The 18,638-nt window shown below is 45.4% G+C and carries 17 protein-coding genes and 2 tRNA genes; 4 read left to right on the plus strand and 15 right to left on the minus strand.

All coding sequences use genetic code 11. The features are described from left to right. Nucleotides 1-140: 140 nt before the first annotated feature. The 3 genes from DESPCE1_RS0120620 to DESPCE1_RS0120630 all read right to left on the minus strand — a co-directional run bounded on the left by DESPCE1_RS0120620 (nt 141) and on the right by DESPCE1_RS0120630 (nt 4,163). Nucleotides 141-1,526, minus strand: coding sequence for an MFS transporter (locus DESPCE1_RS0120620; RefSeq protein WP_014795931.1), 1,386 nt, complete (start codon nt 1,524-1,526; stop codon nt 141-143). Nucleotides 1,527-1,652: 126 nt separating this feature from the next. Beyond that, complete coding sequence (locus DESPCE1_RS0120625; protein WP_014795932.1) at nt 1,653-3,701, minus strand: alkaline phosphatase family protein; 2,049 nt, start codon at nt 3,699-3,701, stop codon at nt 1,653-1,655. A gap of 216 nt (nt 3,702-3,917) precedes the next feature. Continuing rightward, entirely contained in the window at nt 3,918-4,163 is a 246-nt protein-coding gene (locus DESPCE1_RS0120630) for a hypothetical protein (protein ID WP_019851574.1), read from the minus strand. Between the two features lie 279 nt (nt 4,164-4,442). Here DESPCE1_RS0120630 and DESPCE1_RS0120635 point away from each other — a divergent pair, with 279 nt between their 5' ends. The 3 genes from DESPCE1_RS0120635 to DESPCE1_RS0120645 all read left to right on the plus strand — a co-directional run bounded on the left by DESPCE1_RS0120635 (nt 4,443) and on the right by DESPCE1_RS0120645 (nt 6,818). After that, nucleotides 4,443-5,354, plus strand: coding sequence for a LysR family transcriptional regulator (locus tag DESPCE1_RS0120635; RefSeq protein ID WP_019851575.1), 912 nt, complete (start codon nt 4,443-4,445; stop codon nt 5,352-5,354). 191 nt (nt 5,355-5,545) lie between these two features. Then, nucleotides 5,546-6,541 (plus strand): DMT family transporter, encoded by a 996-nt coding sequence (locus DESPCE1_RS0120640; protein WP_019851576.1) that lies wholly within the window; start codon nt 5,546-5,548, stop codon nt 6,539-6,541. 10 nt (nt 6,542-6,551) lie between these two features. Next, nucleotides 6,552-6,818: a hypothetical protein gene (locus tag DESPCE1_RS0120645; protein WP_014795936.1), complete on the plus strand. Its 267-nt coding sequence runs from the start codon at nt 6,552-6,554 to the stop codon at nt 6,816-6,818. 67 nt (nt 6,819-6,885) lie between these two features. Here the strand turns inward: DESPCE1_RS0120645 and DESPCE1_RS0120650 are convergent, their stop codons facing one another. Then, nucleotides 6,886-7,776, minus strand: coding sequence for a LysR family transcriptional regulator (locus DESPCE1_RS0120650; protein WP_014795937.1), 891 nt, complete (start codon nt 7,774-7,776; stop codon nt 6,886-6,888). Nucleotides 7,777-7,907: 131 nt separating this feature from the next. Here DESPCE1_RS0120650 and DESPCE1_RS0120655 point away from each other — a divergent pair, with 131 nt between their 5' ends. After that, entirely contained in the window at nt 7,908-9,098 is a 1,191-nt protein-coding gene (locus DESPCE1_RS0120655) for a coenzyme F420-0:L-glutamate ligase (protein WP_019851577.1), read from the plus strand. A gap of 568 nt (nt 9,099-9,666) precedes the next feature. Here the strand turns inward: DESPCE1_RS0120655 and rlmH are convergent. The 11 genes from rlmH to DESPCE1_RS0120715 form a co-directional block, all read right to left on the minus strand. Continuing rightward, the gene (rlmH, locus tag DESPCE1_RS0120665) at nt 9,667-10,146 is read right to left on the minus strand and encodes a 23S rRNA (pseudouridine(1915)-N(3))-methyltransferase RlmH (protein ID WP_202947939.1); all 480 of its coding nucleotides are present in this window, start codon (nt 10,144-10,146) and stop codon (nt 9,667-9,669) included. Between the two features lie 81 nt (nt 10,147-10,227). Continuing rightward, nucleotides 10,228-11,391: a S1C family serine protease gene (locus tag DESPCE1_RS0120670; protein WP_014795940.1), complete on the minus strand. Its 1,164-nt coding sequence runs from the start codon at nt 11,389-11,391 to the stop codon at nt 10,228-10,230. Nucleotides 11,392-11,411: 20 nt separating this feature from the next. Next, complete coding sequence (locus DESPCE1_RS0120675) at nt 11,412-12,224, minus strand: MBL fold metallo-hydrolase (protein ID WP_014795941.1); 813 nt, start codon at nt 12,222-12,224, stop codon at nt 11,412-11,414. A 100-nt stretch (nt 12,225-12,324) separates the two neighbouring features. After that, a complete protein-coding gene (locus DESPCE1_RS0120680) occupies nt 12,325-12,969 on the minus strand; it encodes a tetratricopeptide repeat protein (RefSeq protein ID WP_019851579.1) in 645 nt (214 codons plus the stop codon). A 114-nt stretch (nt 12,970-13,083) separates the two neighbouring features. After that, entirely contained in the window at nt 13,084-15,090 is a 2,007-nt protein-coding gene (locus tag DESPCE1_RS0120685) for a molybdopterin-dependent oxidoreductase (protein ID WP_014795943.1), read from the minus strand. A 15-nt stretch (nt 15,091-15,105) separates the two neighbouring features. Continuing rightward, entirely contained in the window at nt 15,106-16,557 is a 1,452-nt protein-coding gene (gene scfB, locus DESPCE1_RS0120690; protein WP_019851580.1) for a thioether cross-link-forming SCIFF peptide maturase, read from the minus strand. Between the two features lie 136 nt (nt 16,558-16,693). Continuing rightward, nucleotides 16,694-16,834: a six-cysteine ranthipeptide SCIFF gene (scfA, locus tag DESPCE1_RS22850; RefSeq protein ID WP_014795945.1), complete on the minus strand. Its 141-nt coding sequence runs from the start codon at nt 16,832-16,834 to the stop codon at nt 16,694-16,696. Between the two features lie 78 nt (nt 16,835-16,912). Beyond that, nucleotides 16,913-17,461, minus strand: a complete 549-nt coding sequence (locus DESPCE1_RS0120700; protein WP_019851581.1) for a hypothetical protein — start codon at nt 17,459-17,461, stop codon at nt 16,913-16,915. A 189-nt stretch (nt 17,462-17,650) separates the two neighbouring features. Further along, nucleotides 17,651-17,726: transfer RNA gene (locus DESPCE1_RS0120705), tRNA-Phe, on the minus strand. A 6-nt stretch (nt 17,727-17,732) separates the two neighbouring features. Beyond that, nucleotides 17,733-17,808: transfer RNA gene (locus DESPCE1_RS0120710), tRNA-Glu, on the minus strand. Nucleotides 17,809-17,933: 125 nt separating this feature from the next. Beyond that, on the minus strand, nt 17,934-18,635 hold the full coding sequence (locus DESPCE1_RS0120715) for an ABC transporter ATP-binding protein (protein WP_019851582.1): 702 nt from the start codon (nt 18,633-18,635) through the stop codon (nt 17,934-17,936). Between the last annotated feature and the right edge of the window lie 3 nt (nt 18,636-18,638).

The following is an 18,638-nucleotide window of genomic DNA, read 5'->3' on the forward strand; positions in this document are numbered from 1 at the left end:
TTGCACATGTTACTTTTATTATAGTGCCTACTGGGATAACTGTAATATACTAAACACTTATACGGGATATAATCAGAGACTGACATAAGACCAAACCTCCTGGCAAGCCAGGAGGTTTTAATATTGTACTCGATTCGTTTTTAAGCAGAAACGGTTTTATTCGAGTCCGTCTCTGCAATTTCTTCCAAGGAACGCCCAGCGGTTCTCTCGCCCCATATACCGGTAACGACGGCGATCATGATGTACATGGCACCGATAATGGCGAACAGGACACTGTAACCAAACTGCTTATAAATTAGAGGAACCATGGCCATGGCACCAACGTTTAGAATTCTACCGGTGCTGAAGATAATACCGGTACCACTGCTTCTAAATTGGGTGGGGTACGCTTCGGCCAAGTAAGACCACATTAGAACGAACACACCGTCCATCAAAATTCGAATGATAAAACCAATTCCGACGATCAGCATAGGAGCCTTGATGGTACCAAAGATAACGGTTAGAACCCCGATGATGGCACCATAGATAACGATGGGAACTTTTCTACCGCCTTTATCGGTAAAGAAGGCCGCTAAGTAGTTACCAATGGGGCTACCGAAGGATACTAGGGCTACCATCCACAGGGAGTCTTCCAGGGAAAAGCCGTACTCGTTCAACAGGGTCGGCATCCAAGCGAAGAACATAAAGTAACCGACGGTGTTCCAGACAACTAAGTTGATAAGAACAAGGGTCTTTTTTCTATATTCCTTACTAAATAAGAGTCGTAACACTTCGAGGGTTTTGGTTGTTTCCTGAGCCTTTTCCTCCTTAACTTTACCAGAGGCCTCGGCACTAAGATCCACTTTAACATCGGGTCTGTAGAACTGAATGACTGCTTCTGCTTCTTTAAAACGACCCTTGCTAATGAGCCAACGGGGAGATTCTTTTAGCCAGTTATTACCAAATGCTAACACGATAAAGCCTAAACCGCCGATGTATAAAATCCAGCGCCAACCTTCCGGGTTGTTAGGAATAATATGAGAGGCCAACTGACCAATAAGGGGGATACTTAAAAGTGCAGTGGCTAGAGCGATGGCCTGCCACTTACCCCGGGAGGCAGCGGGCAGCAATTCGGCAATATATACCATAGCTACTACCACCATGCCCATCATACCAATACCCGTTAGGGTTCTTGCAACTAGGAAGATTTCTTGGTTGGGTGCCCCACCGTTCACCAAAGAACATAAAGAGAACAAAAGAATCGAGCCGAGGAAGGTTTTTCTACGGCCGATGCGGTCTGCAAACCAACCACCCAGCCAGCAACCTAAAAGCATACCAACAAAAGTGCAAGAGTTGACTAGGCCAATCCATTCCATTGATACACCCCAATACTTTGTGAGGGCAGGTGCAACGAAGGAAAAAGAAAAAACGTCTATTTGCTCAAAGGTATAGCCGAACGCCAATAAAATCAGAAACTTATAGTGGGATTTGTTCATGGTGGCTTCGTCCATGTATCGGGTACTCGTCATTGGTTTATTATCTACCATAACCTTCTCTCCTTTTCTTTAAGGATGGTGCGCATTTCCCTGCGCTTACTGTACCAAAAATAGCCTCCGCCCGTGTAACCTTACACAAGGCGGAGTCCTGATAGCCACTTAGTTAATTTATAAGTCTTAAATCTCTTCGGAGAAAATCTGATAAATTGGGGCTCCCTCGCATTGGGCAGGGTACCGCAATCCGAGCAGCATAGAAACTGACGGTGCTACATCAACTTGGCGGATGACCCGCTCCGTGGTAAATCCTGATTTAATACCACTGCCGGCTGCCACGAAAATTGGTGAAACGGAGGTTTCAAAATATCCTTCTGAAGTGGAAATACTATCCCCGTGCAATCTATTGTATCCTTCTTCGATGGAGAAGAAAATATCACCGCACTCCGGGCCATTGGTGCCGATTAACACAGCATCCTTGTTCCTCAGGCAGATGCCGACCACACGCTTGCCGGTTCTCTCATCCCGGTAGTTATACAAATCGGAGATGAGCTGTTCCTCTAAATCATATTTATCTTTCGGATCCACAATACCGTATTTGTCCCGGCCCTTAAGATTAATATAAATGTAGTTGCTGCGAATCTGGACTGCCCTTGTTTTTTCCCAATCGACTTCTCGGAGGGAATTGCCGTTTTCGTCTTTCTTCAGAACTGTATAACCCAGTTCTTCCATGACCTTTGTATTAAGGCCGCCGTATTCCCCTAAAATAGGAGGTACGTTTTCCCCGACAATCAGGCCATGGTCGCTGACGATCAATACCGTCCACCCCTCGTCTAAGAGATAGAGGAATTCTCCCAGGTAGTCGTCGGTTTGGGTATAGAATTTTTCAATGAACCCTTTGTAAACTTCTTCATCTGTATGATCCCATGGCGGCAAGGTCTTGCCAAGATGCCATAACTGGTGACCTGCACAATCGATATTATGAAGATGAGAGAATACGACTTCATACCCTTCTTCTTTAATGCAATGATTCAGACAATCCGCTTGCCACTTATCGTAAATTGCCCAGGAAGGCTCAAAGATTTCACGAACCAATTCATCATCTTCTCCGCCGATTAAGCTGACCGGCGGCACCTCGCCAACCTTACTGACGATATCCTGATAGAGGGTTTTGGGATGCCATAATTGATCATTGCTGATATCAAGAGCATTGCTGATCCAAAGTCTCACTGCATTACCAGCCGGATCAAGTTCTAATATCTTCATGGAACGGCAGGCAGGCTTAGTGACTTCTTTTTTGGTCACATCATCAATAATGCCCGTTACCATTTTATCCCTTTCCAAGGTAACGATTGGCTTTTCTGCTTTCTTATTCTTGTAAATAGCCACTCGATCATATTCGCCGGTTTCATTTTTGAGAAGCAAAGCAGGACGTCTCACCAGGCCGCCGGAGGTTAGGATCGTGAATTCCTTGGCTCCTTCCGGGGCATTGCTCCAACCTGTAGCCTCTTTGAGGGGAGAGTTGATAATATCATAGGCTACCTTGCTGCCGATCACAACTTCTGTATCTTCATCATCCATGACATAGGTACGGATTTCGCCGCCTTGGCGGGCTGTGTCACCCCACCAAAGTTCCATCATTTCATCATCGACTTCATCGTCCAAAGTATCTTCCAAATCAGTAATAATGCAACCCACGCCAGCTGGTTTCTCCACTCTTGGGGCATAACGGACTTCTTTAATTTCCGGTGAGGCGACAATAACTTTTTCCCAGTCAAGCTGAGCAACGCCCATGTTGACAGAACCTGGCTGCGTACCATCGACCACACTTAAATTTTCACTGTGGGAGGTTGGGGGCCAGGAGCTCCCCGGCCAATGCCAAACAAGAGTCTTCATGCCGGCTTCAGATGTAATATTCCAGATTTGTTCCGCAGTACAATTACGGGAGTCCATATTATAAACCACCGCATCCAGACTTTCCGGCGATTGTCTCCAATAGCAGGTGATGCCGTGAGTTCCTGGATAAGCGCCCGTAGCAAGGGTCGTCCAACAAGGTGGTGTAATGGTTGGAATAGCCCCCAGAAGCTGCAGATCCTTTCTGGCTGATCCCTTTTCAATAAATTTTTCTAAATTAGGCATTTTTCCTTCGGCCAAGAATTTGCGACTAATCCTTGGGTCCATACCGTCGACCCCTAGCACTAATAGTTTATTGGTTAGTGCTGTTCTCTTCATAAATTTCATCCTCCTTTTATAAATTTTGCTTCGTTTCCAACTATCTGAAGAATCTTCGGCAAGGTATCTCCTCATCCCATAGTGAACGCGGTATCGTTCACTATGGGTGTGAAGAACGTTAGATTTCAAAACGACTTGAATACTTGTTGTCTGAGAGGTCCGTCCACTTGAACTGTGCTTGTAACAAGGTCTTCGTCACCATTATATTTGCTGGTTTTAAAGGGCTTTCCCCATGACACCGCGGCAGGCATAGCTGGAATAGAGGTAGACTTTTTTCTGACATAGCTTGTGCTGAGTAGGGTTCAATCCAAAATAGAGGCCCCTGGGGTAAAAAATGGGCCCAATCAATGCCCTATAGACAAGTTCAGCGCCAGAGTCGCCACAAAACATACTATAGATATGCGTTTCTGTAGTTTTACAATTCAGAACCTTCCCGCAATAAAAAAGGTTCTGATACCTCACTATTTAATCCCTCCTTGTTCTAAGAATTGGATCTTCGGATTGTTCTTGTGATATCTTGTACTTGCCCACATTATAAGCAATCCCATTTTTTCTGTAAAATACTTAATGATTATGCCCCCTATAACCAACACAATTAAGTGATCATAAATTTTGTTAATACCGCTTATCGAGTATTGTTATTTGAAGCACAAATTCGTATAATTTAGTCGTGTTCAACTCCCAATCCAATTCATGGATATATATACCACAAGAAGTAAATATTAGAAGAGGGTAATTGAAATGCGTCTGGAACAATTAATGTATTTAGTTGCTGTCAACGAATCTAAGTCCATTTCCCTTGCCGCAGAACGTTCCCACATTTCGCAGCCTGCTCTAAGCTCTGCTATCAGTAAGCTCGAAGATGAGCTTGGTGTCGTTCTGCTGAAAAGGACAAATTCTGGCGCTTATTTAACTGAAACGGGAGAACTCATTATCGTTAAGGCCAAGGAAGTGCTGAATGGGATTGATGATATTAAATCCATTGCCCACGGTAACTCGCTTGTACTCAATGGAAATATATCCATCGCCGTAGAGCCTAGCGTTAATATTACGATCATGCCGGACATATTAACTACTTTCAAGCATAATCACCCTAAAGTCAATGTCTTGCTTAAAGTTGGCGAGTCAAATAATATATTACAAGATATTGAGAAAGGCAAGGCTGATTTTGGGATTATTTTGAGTACTGATGCGTTTCGTAAATCAAAGGATATTCAATACAAAGAACTCTTTTCCGATGAATTTGTCGTGATTACGGGGATTAATCGTAAATTAACCTCAGAATCAGCTATTACCCTGGAAAGAGCCCTATCTTTACCCATTCTTTTGTACAACACAGAGTATATTACTGAGTGCGGTGTATCCAGTTTGCTGCAAAAATATGGTTCTTTCAATGTATCTTATCGAGTTGATAATTTAGAGATGATGGAAAAAATCCTAACTCAGGGAGAAGTCATCGCTTTTGTCCCTCAATTTATGGCTGATGAGTATATGAAGACCAGTAGAATAAACAAGCTATACATCAATAATGCTCATTTGGATGTATCCGTTGTCTTAATTTGGTCGGATCGCCACCATCTTTGCATGATCGAAAAGGAATTCATCAAAATCATTAGAGCTACCTGTTCCCGGAAAACAGAAGTCAGACCATAAATGAGCCCGCGATTCATACTGCTGAGATAAAATTAATTATCTTGGCTTCTTTATGCCCCTATAAAATTAATAGGATCAAAAGCTACACTTATAGGGGGTATATTTACAATGTATTTTACTTTCTCGCCGGATCATGTTAAATATTTCCCATAGAGTTACACTTTATAATTCGTCAACTAGGAGTAGCACAAATGGATCAGAATACACAATTGCTTATGCAAAAGCAGGACCTAAGCTTTGCCCAAAAGGGGATTGGCAGTGGCTTATATGCTGGTGCCGCTTGGGGCTTAGACGGAGTATTAATGGGGATCGTACTTGCTTTAGCCCCCTTCACAAACAGTATGAGCATCTTTGCTGCTCCTTTAGTGGGAGCTTGCTTGCATGATGGCTTCGCGGCATTATGGGTATTTATTTATAATGTCGTCCAAGGCAAATGGCGTGATTATGTACGCACCTTGAAAACCCGTCCGGGTAAAATGATCATCTTGGCGGCTATCCTGGGTGGACCCATTGGAATGTCTTGTAACATGTTAGGGATATTTTTTGCCGGTCCCTCATATACTGCAGCCATTACTGCAGCCTATCCGGCTATCGGTGCTGTTCTTGGAGCAATTTTTCTTAAGGAGAAGGTGCCTCCACGGGTAGGAGCCGGCATAGTGCTGGCCATAATCGGCGCGTTTATTGTTGGGTTTGTCCCACCAGAAGGGTCTGCTTTCCCCCACTTTTATCTCGGCATAGGACTGGCCGCTGTTGCTGCCATTGTGTGGGCACTGGAGGGAGTCATGTCGACCTATGGCATGGATTTAGTGGATTCGGATATTGCAATTGGTATTCGAGATCTTACATCTTTCTTGGTCAATTTCTTCGTAATTCTTCCGGTGTTTGGAAGTGTTGCTTACGGCATCCTCTACTCGTGCTTTACCTCACATACCGCATGGTATATTGCCGGTATCGCTTTAATTGGCGGATCCGCTACATTTGCCTGGTATCGCGCTATGAATATGACCGGAGTAACCCGGGCTATGGGCCTCAATGTAACCTTTGCCTTATGGTCCGTCTTCTTCGGGTGGTTATTAAACATTGTACAGATCACCCCCAACCTGATCATCGGTGTTATTATTATCACCCTTGGCACAATACTTACGATTGGGACTCCAAAAGATTTTGTTAACTTAAGAAGACGATAGGAGGTTCAACATGAGCTTAATTCCCATAAAGTTCAGAGTGGTAGAAATTATTCTCCATAATGCAGGAATATCGGATCAAGAAATACTAAAAATGCTCAAAGAGGACTATCCTCTCGATAGAGGGGTTAACGAAAATAACGTTGATAGCTACCTGCTTTCTCTAAAAGCTGTTGGCCTGATTGACCCAACCCGTGTTGCTGTGGATAAAGACGGAAAACTTCAGCAATGCTATAACATCACTGAATATGGTAGAAAACGTATGAAATATATTAGCTAAACCACATTATAGAGATTATTAAAAATCTGCGAACCACCTTTTCTTAGGGAACAAAGGAAAGCATCTTTTAAGATTGCCCGTTATGGATACTCTCAACAAACTTCTTAGCTGCAGATGTCAGTGGGACATTTTTTAAATAACATATGCCAATGCTCCTTTTGGGAACTTCCTCTTCTAACCTTATCTCATACAAGCTTCCACTTTCTAAGTAGTCCTTAGAAAACTCTTTAATTACACAGGCAATACCTAAGTTTATTTTGGAAAACTCCAGAACAAGATCATAGGACCCAAGTTCAAATACAGGTGAAATAGGGAAACCCTTCTTCTTTAGGTAACTCTCCACATATTTTCGGGAATTTGATTTCTTCTCTAAAAAGATTAACGGTAATTCCATTAGATGCTCTAAGCTAATAGGTTTTTCCGTTATTTCTTTATATTTTTCCCCGCATACAAAAATATCTTGAATCTCCCTACAAGGTATGACCTGAAGGTTTTCATCCTGAATCGGCAAATTGCAGATCCCCACATCCGCTTTTCCTGACTTGATAAAGTCTTGGATCTCTGTTGTCGTTCCATTTAATATATTGAGTTTGATTCCATGGTAGGCGATGTGGAATTCCTCTAAATAAGGCAATAAAAAATAACGGGTAATTGTATCTCCGACTCCAATCCGCAATTGTCCGGTTTTCAGCTCTTTAAATTCCAGGATTTTATCTTCTGCAGCGTTAATCATTCCTAAGGCGGAGTTCACATGCTCATTTAATAGATTTCCTTCATTGGTCAATATAACTCCTCTTGATGTCCTGTGGAAAAGTTGTATTTCCAATTCACTCTCCAGCTTTGCAATGGCTTGGCTGACAGCTGATTGTGTCATATAGAGTTCCTGGGCCGCTTTGGAAAAGCTTTTATTTCTGCTCACTGCGTTAAATATGCGATATAAATCTAATTTTCCAACCATATTAGCTCTCCTTGTATCAGATATTATAAATATTAATTTTACTTATACCACTATAAAAGAGTATAGTAGAGTTGATTGAAAATTTCTACTTAGTTTATGTAGAATATACTCTTGCTAGAGGAGAGATCACATTGGAAAGAGTCGTTGGAACCGTAGTACGTGGACTTCGTGGACCTATTATTAACCAAGGGTGCAATATTCAACAGATCGTAGTGGATGCTGTATTAAATGCAGCAAAAGTTGAAGGTTTTATGATCGAGGATCGTGATATTGTTACTATTACAGAATCCATTGTCGCTCGTGCCCAAGGAAACTATGCCACAATTGACGATATTGCCGCAGATATAAAAGCTAAATTCGGTGAGGAAACAGTGGGGGTCATTTTTCCGATCCTCAGCCGCAACCGATTTGCCATCTGCTTACGAGGAATCGCAAAGGGTATAAAACATGTTGTCCTGATGTTAAACTATCCCTCAGATGAAGTGGGTAACCACCTTGTAGACCTGGATAAATTGGATGAAAAAGGTATCAATCCCTGGACAGATGTCTTAACAGAAGCTGAATTCCGCCAGCATTTCGGTTATATCAAACATCCATTCACCGGTGTTGATTACATCGAATACTACAGAAATTTAATTGAAGCGGAAGGCGCCACTTGCCAAATCATCTTTTCCAATAACCCGAAAACCATCTTAAATTATACTAAGCAGGTATTGACTTGTGATATTCATTCCCGCTTCCGGACTAAACGCATCTTAAAAAATAGCGGCGCTGAAAAAGTCTATGGCCTTGATGATTTTCTTACAGAATCCATCAATGGCAGCGGGTTTAACGAAAAGTACGGTCTCCTCGGTTCGAATAAAGCAACCGAAGATCGTGTGAAACTATTTCCGAATACCTGCCAGTCCATCGTTGATGGTATTCAAGCGGAAATCAAAGATAAAACGGGTAAAACAGTGGAAGTCATGGTCTATGGCGACGGGGCATTCAAAGACCCCGTGGGGAAGATCTGGGAACTGGCAGACCCGGTCGTATCTCCCGCTTATACTGCAGGGCTTGAAGGTACGCCAAACGAAGTGAAATTAAAATACTTGGCAGACAATAATTTCTCCCATCTTTGCGGAGAAGCCCAGAAGCAAGCCATTTCAGAGTATATTCAAAATAAATGTGAAGACCTGGTCGGGTCGATGGAAGCCCAAGGAACCACCCCTCGCAGGCTGACGGATCTCATCGGTTCTTTATCTGATTTAACCTCCGGCAGCGGAGATAAAGGGACACCAATCGTCTATATCAAAGGCTATTTTGATAATTATACCAAATAAATAGAACAATTAGAGGAACCCTGGCCGCTTATTAGCGTGGCCAGGGTTTTTCGTGTTGGTGAGTCTCGTTTTTTCATGTGTCCGGGTCAGGTAGCTTTACGCACATCGCTCACTCCATAGCTCCGGGGCCGGTCAGCTAGTTCCTCCTACATCCGCACGCTCAAGCCCGAAAGACAGCCCAAGGATTTTGCTTTAAGGCAGAGAACGAATTCTAAGCGAGCAGGTAAGCAATCTTCGCGAAAGACTGCAGCGGAGTCGGGCTGGAAACAGGACGTTTCCAACCACCCATTGAGAACAAGTGCGAAAGCAGTGCTTTCGAGGAGCGATTTGGGCACGAAACCCGGGCGAGGGTTTCGCCCAAGCCGCCATGCCACAGAGACTGCTTAGCGGCGCAGGTGGACCCGACGCAGCGGAGGTCTTGAACGATTAGATTGCTCCGCGCAGCTTATGGAGTGAACGCCGAAAGCAAAATCCTGGAGATTCAGATTGCAAGCCCTTTCAAGACTCGTCCAAACTTCAAATTTCCAAGCGCTTGGAAATTTAAAAAAGCGAGTCTATTTACCTATCCCTATTTATGATAAGGCTCCCCCTTGCTGATTCTCATGGCCCGATAGATTTGTTCCAGAAGCAGCAGTCTAATGAGAGGATGAGGAAAGGTTAATTGGGAAAAAGACCAGCGGTAATCCGCTCTTCCCCTTACTTCCTGGGAGACTCCTAAGGAACCACCGATGATAAAAGTCACACTGCTTTTTCCCATTAAGGCAAGGCCATCTATATATTCCGAGAAGCCCGGAGAGGTGAATTCTTTTCCCTGCAGATCAAGAAGAATGACATGCTCCTGAGAGCCGATCCCTTTCAGAATCCGCTCACCTTCTTTACTCTTAACCAGTTCTTCATCGGCGGAGGAAAGACGCTCCGGACAGGGCTCATCCCCAATCTCCATAATCTCCAAGCGGATATAAGCACTTAAGCGTTTCGTATATTCCTTAATCCCTTCTATAAGGAACTTTTCCCGAATCTTTCCCACAGCAATGATTTTAATCTGCAGCATAGTTGTACTCCTTACTGAATAAAGGGAGGATCATGATTGCTCATATCCCCCCCAAATTATATACCACCCTGAACCTATTTAGCTGGCGATGATCTCAACCAGTTTCACCTGGACATCGATATTCTTCCCATTGCGGTAATACGTCACTGTGACGGTATCCCCTGGTTTGAACTTAAATAATTCATGGGTTAATTCCAAGGAACTTTTGACCGTGACTCCGTTAATCTTCACCAAAACATCTCCCGCTTGTATTCCGGCCCGGGCTGCCGGGCCACTGGGGTCCACATTGGATATATAGGCACCGGCGGGCCAACTTCTTTGGGCCGCCCATTCGGGTGTATAGCGGGTATCGATGGATACCAGAAGTCCAGGATGACTGAAGTAACCTTTTTCAATAAGCTGCTCAAGGACGGGTATGGCATCCGTAATAGGGATAGCAAAGCCCATTCCCTCAAAGCCTTTTTCTGCATTTTTGGCTGAATTGATCCCTACAACCTGGCCGTTGTAGTTGACCAGAGGACCACCGCTATTGCCCGGATTGATCGCAGCATCGGTCTGAATTAAGTTAAAGCTGGATTCTCCCTCGATTAACAAAATCCGGTTCTTGGCCGACACGACACCTTGAGTCACGGAACGGGCAAATTCCTCGCCACCGGGATTACCGATAGCCACTACCGGTTCCCCTACTTGAAGCTGCTCCGAGTTTCCCAGCTGTGCCGCCGTAAGTCCGTCCGCAGGTATTTTGATCACCGCCAGGTCTGTACGAGGGTCCTGACCCACTAAAGTGGCCTCGGCATTTCTTCCGTCGGCCAGACTCACAATTAATTTCGAAGCATTGGCGATGACATGGTAATTGGTAACAATATAACCGTATTGGGCATCGATGATAAAGCCGGAGCCCGTCCCTGCTTCAGTCAGTTCGGAACTGCCGCCAAAGATCCTCCCCCGGGATTGGAAGTTGGCGATCCCTACGACAGCCGGCCCTACAGTTTTGGCGACCTCTACCGTTGGAAATCCGGTGGGATTGGCAATATTCACAGGTGGGGTGGAGGATCCTTGGCCCAGAATAACTTCTTTTCCCCCCGTTGGCATTTGGTTACCGTATAAAGAAGGAACTAAGGCCACGGAGACAAGACCGCCAATGAGCGCACTGATTAAGGCCAAGGCAATCGTAGAGAAAAACCTGGGTCTGCGCCTCTTCGATCCATATTCGGAATAATCATTTTGGTCATAATAACCCATGCCATTACCTCCTCATTGGCTTAGTATTCGTCCAAAACAATCAGTTCATGCGGTGTATAGCGTGGTGCCACCCGCAATCTTAGATCCGGGTTTTCCTTGGCTACACGGGATTCCTTGAGACTACGTAAGATGGTGGACAAGGCGATTTCCGGTGTATTATTTTCGTCGCTTAAATGAGCCAAGACAATACGTCGGGTGTTCCCCTCAATCCATTGGAGAAGACCCTCGGCCAGCTGGCTGTTCTCTAAATGACCATAATTCCCACTGATCCGCTTCTTAAGATACCAAGGGTAACTCCCCTGCCAAAGCATCTCACGGTCATGGTTAGCCTCTACTACTAAAGCATCGCAACCTTTTAAAGCATGATGCATTTCTTCTGTGATAATTCCTGTATCCGTAGCGATACCGATCCTCTTACTTTGACCTTTGACCGGCTCCTCGACCTCCACCCGAACACCAAAGCTTTCTTTGCTATCATGGGAGGTAGGAAAGACATGGATCCTCATGCCTGCACAGGAAAAAGAATCCTCTACCACCACTCGCTGTTCATCTTTAAGCTTCCCTATAGAGGGATTCAGCTCATCCCATATCCTTGCTGAGGCATAGATGGGGATTTTAAGCTTTCGTGCGACTGCCCCAGCTCCCTTAATATGATCGCTATGTTCATGGGTAATGAAAATTCCTTCGATTTCTAAAGGAGATATATCGAGGATGGAGAGATTATGTAGTGCTGCCTTCAGGCTAATGCCGCAATCCACAAGAAAATTCCTCTTTCCATGCCCCACAACAATGGAATTGCCGGAGCTCCCACTGGCCAGTGTCGCTAAATGCACATAGTTCCCCTCTTCCCGTCTAAACAAAGAATATTATATCAGATCCTTTATCTATAACAAATGTTTAAAATAATTTTGATCAGGAAATAAAAATTGAGGCTTATTTAGCCTCAGAATTTGAGTCGGGTGAATCTCCATTTCCCGATTGTTGAAATTGCTGAACAATGCCTTCTTGTGCCAGTTTGATATTTCTCTCCAGCCGTTCTTGATTGTCCTTCGAAATATTTTCTACAGTTAAAGCCTTCTCCCACTGTTCAATAGCCTTGCCATAGTTTCCTTGGGAATACAGGAAAACTCCGTAATTATAAAGGCCATTATAAAAGTTCGGATCCTCCTGCAAAGCCTCTTGGAAGGTCTGATCAGCCAATTCATTTTGGCTTGTATAAAAAGCGGCAGTAGCCATATCGACAAGAATATTGACGTTCTTCTCCGTCTTCAGAACCTCCTGGTACTCTGCCACCGCCTGCTGAAGGATTGATGTAGTCGCTCCCAGATTTTCTTCCGACATATCCTGGGATAAGGTTTGCATACCCCAATCATAGTAAGTATCGGCAAGACTTAAGCGGATTTGAGTATCCTGAGGATTCGCTTCCAGAGCCTGCTTTAAGCTATTAATTTGATCCTGATAATTTTTGCCAACCGTAGGACGCATATCCCCCAAGAACATAAAGGAAGTTCCTACCAAGCTGATAATCAGTAAGCCCACAATAACATATACGGTTAATTTCTGGGTTTTTTTCTGCACTGAACCACCCCTCCAATATAGCAATCTCAATATGAACATGCTCTTTTATTTTAACATTTCCCTTAAAGTTAGTCTATAAAGGATTGTGCCAAATAGCACAGGAGACTCATCTTATTAGTCCACCATCCATTTGCGCAACTGACACCGTGCTTCGTAATAGGGAGTGCTTTCTCCGAAATCGGAAGGTTTGCCCGCCAACAGTTGATTAACCCCAAATCCATCTACGGTTCCTCCTTCGGGTATAACCACCGTTTGAGGGTGAATGTCCTCGGAGACAGACACCCAAGCCAAAAGTTGACCATGCTCTGTCTCTACCAAGGCCCGATCCCCAGTGAAGAGGTAATGCTTCTCAGCGAGTTGGGGATGAATATAAAGTTGAAAGCCTTCTGTCTCCTGGAACTGGGAATGAAGGGAATGATGGGGATGAGGGGTGATAAGATACCAGGGATAATCCCATTGACTTTGAGTTTTTGAAAATTCCTGATACACTTTCAGGTTATCCCGGGAACCTTCAAGGAGGGGATCGGCTACAGCATCCCCATATTCAGCCAGGGCTATCTCTGAAGCCAGCTCAATCTTTCCGCTGGGAGTCTTAAACTGCAAATCCTCCCAAGCTACTTCAGGAATATAAGGGGCTCGAATAGGACCCTTTCTTAAACTCTCTAAAGTTATTCCATACTCTGACAATGGGGCCAGAACGTATTCCAGCCACTGCTCGGTCGTATAGGGAAAAGCCTCTCCCAGGCCCAGGCGATGTGCCAGTTCTGTAAAAATCACAGCCTCAGACCTGGCTTCGTACTGGGGCTCTACAATCTTCTGGGTAAGCTGGAGAATGGGACTCCAGGAGGTGGCGATCAGGTCCTCCTCTTCAAAAGCTGTCGTAACAGGCAGAACCATATCCGAATGGCGGGCAGTCTCCGTCAATGTGATATCAAAGGTCACCTTAAAGGGTATTTCCCGCCAGACCTCCCGCCAAAGTAGGGAATCGGGCTGCTGGACCAAGGGGTTGGATCGGGTCACTACGGCCAGGCGTATAGGTGGATCGGCCTTTCTTATCTCTTCAGCCAAAAATGGATGGGGAAACGTCCGGGACTGATAACGATGGCGATCCATGGTGACTTTGTTCAGATGACGTCCATGGTATTGATTGCCATAATGGATGCCCGCTCCGGATTTCCCCAGGTTGCCGGTTAACGCTAAAAGAGCATCAATGGCACGGAGGGTATTACCCCCACCACTATATCGCTGCAAACCATATCCGGCAAGGATAGTTACAGGTCGGGTGCGGCTTATGATCTGGGCTAATTCCTCTTGTTTTTCAACCGATATCCCGGTCAATATGGCTACTCTTTCCGGGTTGTATTCTTTCGCCCTTTGGGCAAAGGCTTCCAGCCCTTGGACAGAACGACGTACAAAATCCCAATCCAGCCAGCCTTCCCGCAAAATGATATGGGCAATTCCCATAGCCAGGACGCCATCACTGCCGGGATTAACCTGAACATAATCCTGAGCAAAATCAGCACTCTTTACCCGCACCGGATTAATCACGACGATCCTTGCGCCGGCCTTCTTGGCCTCAAGCAAAAGAGGCACCATATGCAGATTTGTAATAGCCGGATCCCGTCCCCAAAGAATAATGACCTTCGCTTGGGTGACCTGGGTCCAATCGCTGGCCAAAACTCCCCCGAAATCAATCTCTTGGGCCCGGTAGCCTGCTCCCCAGCACATACTTCCCCTTGGCTCCGTGACCCCGCCTAAGGCTTGGAAGAAGCGCCGGTCCAGCTCCCTTAATGTCCCGTTGTGTCCATAATCATAATGGTGGAGAATTCCCCTGGCTCCCACTTCTTTAAGGGTCTCTTCTATTTTATCTGCTAAAAGGATATAGGCTTCATCCCAGGAGATCCGACGAAATACTCCTTGGTCCTTAAGAAGAGGAAAACGCAGTCTTTCTGCCGAGAAGACCCGTTGCGCCTGAGCCTGAGCTTTTGAGCATATAAATCCTTTGGTTAAGGGATGCTTCTTATCCCCATGAACCTGCAGGCCTTTGTCCTCACTGTACTCAACAACAAAGCCGCAGCTGTCTGGACAATTCAGCGGACAAGCTGAGCGCAGAACGGTCATGTTTATCCCCTCCATTTAGCCTTGATTGTTATTCAATGAAGCCTCTTTAATTTTCATATAGAGCGCTACCTCGAGGCGCTTCTTCTGGAACTCACAGCCTAAAGCATAGACTTCGTTAAGTTGACCGCTAAAGGCCTGGTTGGCCGAGTGGCAGCCACCGCTGCAGGAAAAACGTGCCCAGCATTGACGGCAGGCAGGTTTGCTGTAGACATGGGCGGAACGAAATTTTTCGATGATCTCCGGATTAAGAGGGACACTTTCTTGCCCAAGAGAACCCATCTTGAACTCCTCCTGGCCAACAAATTGATGGCAGGGATAGAGATCCCCTTCCGGTGAAATAGCCACATACTCATGGCCGGCTCCGCAGCCGGAGAGGCGTTTGGGCAGACAAGGTCCCTGATCAAGGGCTACATTAAAATGGAAAAAGCTAAAATCTTCACCATTGTAACGGCGAGCCAACAATTCTTCCCCTAAACGATCATAGGTCTTTAAAATCTCTGGAAGATCCCCTTCCTGAAAAGCATAGGGATCACTGGGTTGGGCCACTACAGGTTCCAGGGATATTTGCTTCATACCCAGATCCAGCAAATGCATTACGTCCTTATCAAAGTCCAGGTTATGGTGGGTATAGGTTCCCCGGGCATAATAATAAGTACCTACGGCGTAGGGAGAGCTCTCAGGACGTTTCTCTGCGAACTGCTGGAGGCGTGGAGCCACTTGGGCATAGCTTCCTTTACCATTGGCATAGGGACGCATGCGGTCATGAACTTCCGGACGGCCGTCAATACTGAGTACGACACTGATATCTTCCTGCTCCAGAAAGTTCTGTATTTCTTCGCTTAAAAGCACCGCATTGGTGGTTAGGGTAAACTTAATGGTCTTGCCTTTGTCCCGCGCTGCTTTTTTCCCGTACTGGACAACATCTTTTACCATTTGAACATTCAGAAGGGGCTCACCGCCAAAAAAATCCACTTCACAATGTTTACGATGAGCGGAAGCCTCCAGAACAAAGTCAATGGCCTTCTTCCCGGTTTCCAGGTCCATAAGACCCCGATCTCCTCCGAAGGCACCTGTTCCTGCAAAGCAGTAATTACAGCGCAGGTTGCAATCGTGAGCCACGTGAAGACAGATAGCTTTTACAATGGGCTTCGCCGGATAAGCTGGGCCTTTTTCCTCTGCTTCCTTAGAGAATAAGACACCCTCCTGCTGCAGCTCTTCCATCTCAGCAAAGATTTCAGCGGCTTCCTCATGAGAGAGATGTATGTCCTCTGCCCGTAGCTGTGCTGTGACCGCTTCCTTATGCAAAGGCTTATTCTCCTCTTGCAGTCTTTCCAATACCTTCAGGATTGAAAAGGTCGCCTTATCTAAAACATGCAGGGATCCGGAATTTACATCATAGGCAATATTCAGATCTCCCTGTTGATAGCTATGGACATTTTTCTTAAGATTATATCCTTCAAGGAACATTGGCGGTTTTCCCTTCTTTCTCAAATAGTTAAACATAGAAACAGAACCCGCCTGAATCAGGTGGGTTCTCGGTAACCTATGTTCAATCTTCACTTCGTCGCAAATTATGTTCTGGTAAGGGTACTATTGACGAATACTACTTAACACAGACTTGATTTCCTACAGTACAGGATGTTTTGCAGGCAGATTGACAGGAAGTTTGACACTCTCCGCAGCCACCTGTTTTCAAGGTTTCACTTAAATTGGCTTTAACAACCGTTTGAATATGTTTTGCCATCTTCACAGCCTCCTCTCAAACACATAAGAATTCGTCACTCATTATATCATGAGGACAAGTTAGTGTGCAAAATGTATTTTACTTCTTTACTGTCCCTTGTTTGGGCTGACTGAATAAATAAAGGACTTCCCCTTTTTCCGAGTATCCGGTAATATCCGCATCAACCGAGGGAACCTGAGCCTTGCTGATCATCGCATACCAAAGGCGATAATCTCCGGATCTAACAATATTCGCTTTAACAACCTCTCCCCAAGTGGTCTTTACTTCAATGGTATTGATTTGAGGTTCTTCGACGAATCCATAGTAAAGATAGAACTTTGCAGCTTTATCTCCCAGATCCGAGTAACGCCATGACAATCCTTTCGGATGAGTTACTAAAGACCCACCCTCGGTTCCAAGCCATTTCCAACCAAAGGCATCCTTCTGAAACAAACCTGCCCCAAGTTCGTTATTATTGATGTAAAAGACGATGGTCGTCTCATTTTGAACCTGTTGGGTATGGACTACCTCCCAATCGCCTGGAACCACCTTTTTGGCCTCCTGAACAGCCTCTTCAAGGGAGCCGCAACCACTGAGTGAAAAAATCACCAGAAGTGCAATAATAACCAGCACTTTGTTCAATTTCACAGAGCTTCCTCCAGTTACATATAATCTGAGGTCTAGCAGGATGTGACAGTGATTCAGATTATAGTGTAGCTCATTTTCTGTCTATTGGCAATAGAATATAAATACCGCCAAATATAAATCTGACAATACAAAAGCCACACTGCCTAACCTACAGTATGGCTTAAGAAGATAAACTTCCTTATATCAAAATGGTGCCTCAGGGCGGAATCGAACCGTCGACACGAGGATTTTCAGTCCTCTGCTCTACCGACTGAGCTACCGAGGCAAATAGTGGTGACCCATACGGGATTCGAACCCGTGTTACCGCCGTGAAAGGGCGGTGTCTTAGGCCGCTTGACCAATGGGCCACTATGGTGAGGTGTCTCACTCACGCTTTAGTAGTATACACAAAAGCTGCCTATAAGTAAAGGCCTTTGGACAGATTTTTTTTAACATTTATTTTATAACTTTTTGTTGCCTTCATCAAAGCTGCTCAGCCTCCCAGATAGGCCTTGCGGATCTCATCGCTCTCGGCCAGTTCCCGGCCGGTGCCGGAAATGGAGATGGAGCCGGTCTCCAGAACATAGGCTCTATCAGCAATAGACAGGGCCATCTGGGCATTCTGCTCCACAAGAAGCACAGTGGTTCCGGCCTTGTTCATCTCCTGGATAATGGTGAAGATCTGCTCCACCAGTATCGGCGCAAGGCCCATGGAGGGCTCATCCAGCATCAGAAGTTTGGGCTTGCTCATCAGCGCCCTGCCAATAGCCAGCATCTGCTGCTCCCCTCCGGAAAGCGTGCCCGCAACCTGTTTGCGGCGTTCCAGAAGTCGTGGAAACAGAGCGTAGATCTTTTCCAATTCGGCCTCGATACCGCCGGAAGGACAGGTATATGCGCCCATTTCCAGATTTTCCTGGACGGTCATTTGCAGAAAAATTCGCCGGCCTTCAGGGACATGAGCCAAACCGCGTTCTACAATCTTGTGGGGTGCCGTGGACGTGATGTCTTTTCCCAAGAAGTTTATACCACCGGTCTTGGTGCGCAGCAAGCCGGAAATAGTTTTTAGGACGGTGCTCTTTCCGGCTCCATTGGCCCCGATCAGAGTCACGATCTCACCTTCGTTGACCTCCAGGGAGATCCCCTTGATGGCGTGTATAGCACCGTAAAAGACCTTTATATTATCAACTTTCAACATAGT

It is taken from the genome of Desulfitobacterium sp. PCE1, from assembly GCF_000384015.1.
Lineage (GTDB): Bacteria > Bacillota > Desulfitobacteriia > Desulfitobacteriales > Desulfitobacteriaceae > Desulfitobacterium > Desulfitobacterium dehalogenans.

Bases quoted from the DNA above. Each gene is read 5' to 3' on its own strand.
- DESPCE1_RS0120715 (WP_019851582.1), bottom strand. From the start codon at position 18,635: ATGTTGAAAGTTGATAATATAAAGGTCTTTTACGGTGCTATACACGCC.
- DESPCE1_RS0120625 (WP_014795932.1), bottom strand. From the start codon at position 3,701: ATGAAGAGAACAGCACTAACCAATAAACTATTAGTGCTAGGGGTCGAC.
- scfA (WP_014795945.1), bottom strand. From the start codon at position 16,834: ATGGCAAAACATATTCAAACGGTTGTTAAAGCCAATTTAAGTGAAACC.
- DESPCE1_RS0120635 (WP_019851575.1), top strand. From the start codon at position 4,443: ATGCGTCTGGAACAATTAATGTATTTAGTTGCTGTCAACGAATCTAAG.
- DESPCE1_RS0120650 (WP_014795937.1), bottom strand. From the start codon at position 7,776: ATGGTTGGAAAATTAGATTTATATCGCATATTTAACGCAGTGAGCAGA.
- DESPCE1_RS0120670 (WP_014795940.1), bottom strand. From the start codon at position 11,391: ATGGGTTATTATGACCAAAATGATTATTCCGAATATGGATCGAAGAGG.
- DESPCE1_RS0120685 (WP_014795943.1), bottom strand. From the start codon at position 15,090: ATGACCGTTCTGCGCTCAGCTTGTCCGCTGAATTGTCCAGACAGCTGC.
- DESPCE1_RS0120640 (WP_019851576.1), top strand. From the start codon at position 5,546: ATGGATCAGAATACACAATTGCTTATGCAAAAGCAGGACCTAAGCTTT.
- DESPCE1_RS0120645 (WP_014795936.1), top strand. From the start codon at position 6,552: ATGAGCTTAATTCCCATAAAGTTCAGAGTGGTAGAAATTATTCTCCAT.
- DESPCE1_RS0120620 (WP_014795931.1), bottom strand. From the start codon at position 1,526: ATGGTAGATAATAAACCAATGACGAGTACCCGATACATGGACGAAGCC.
- scfB (WP_019851580.1), bottom strand. From the start codon at position 16,557: ATGTTCCTTGAAGGATATAATCTTAAGAAAAATGTCCATAGCTATCAA.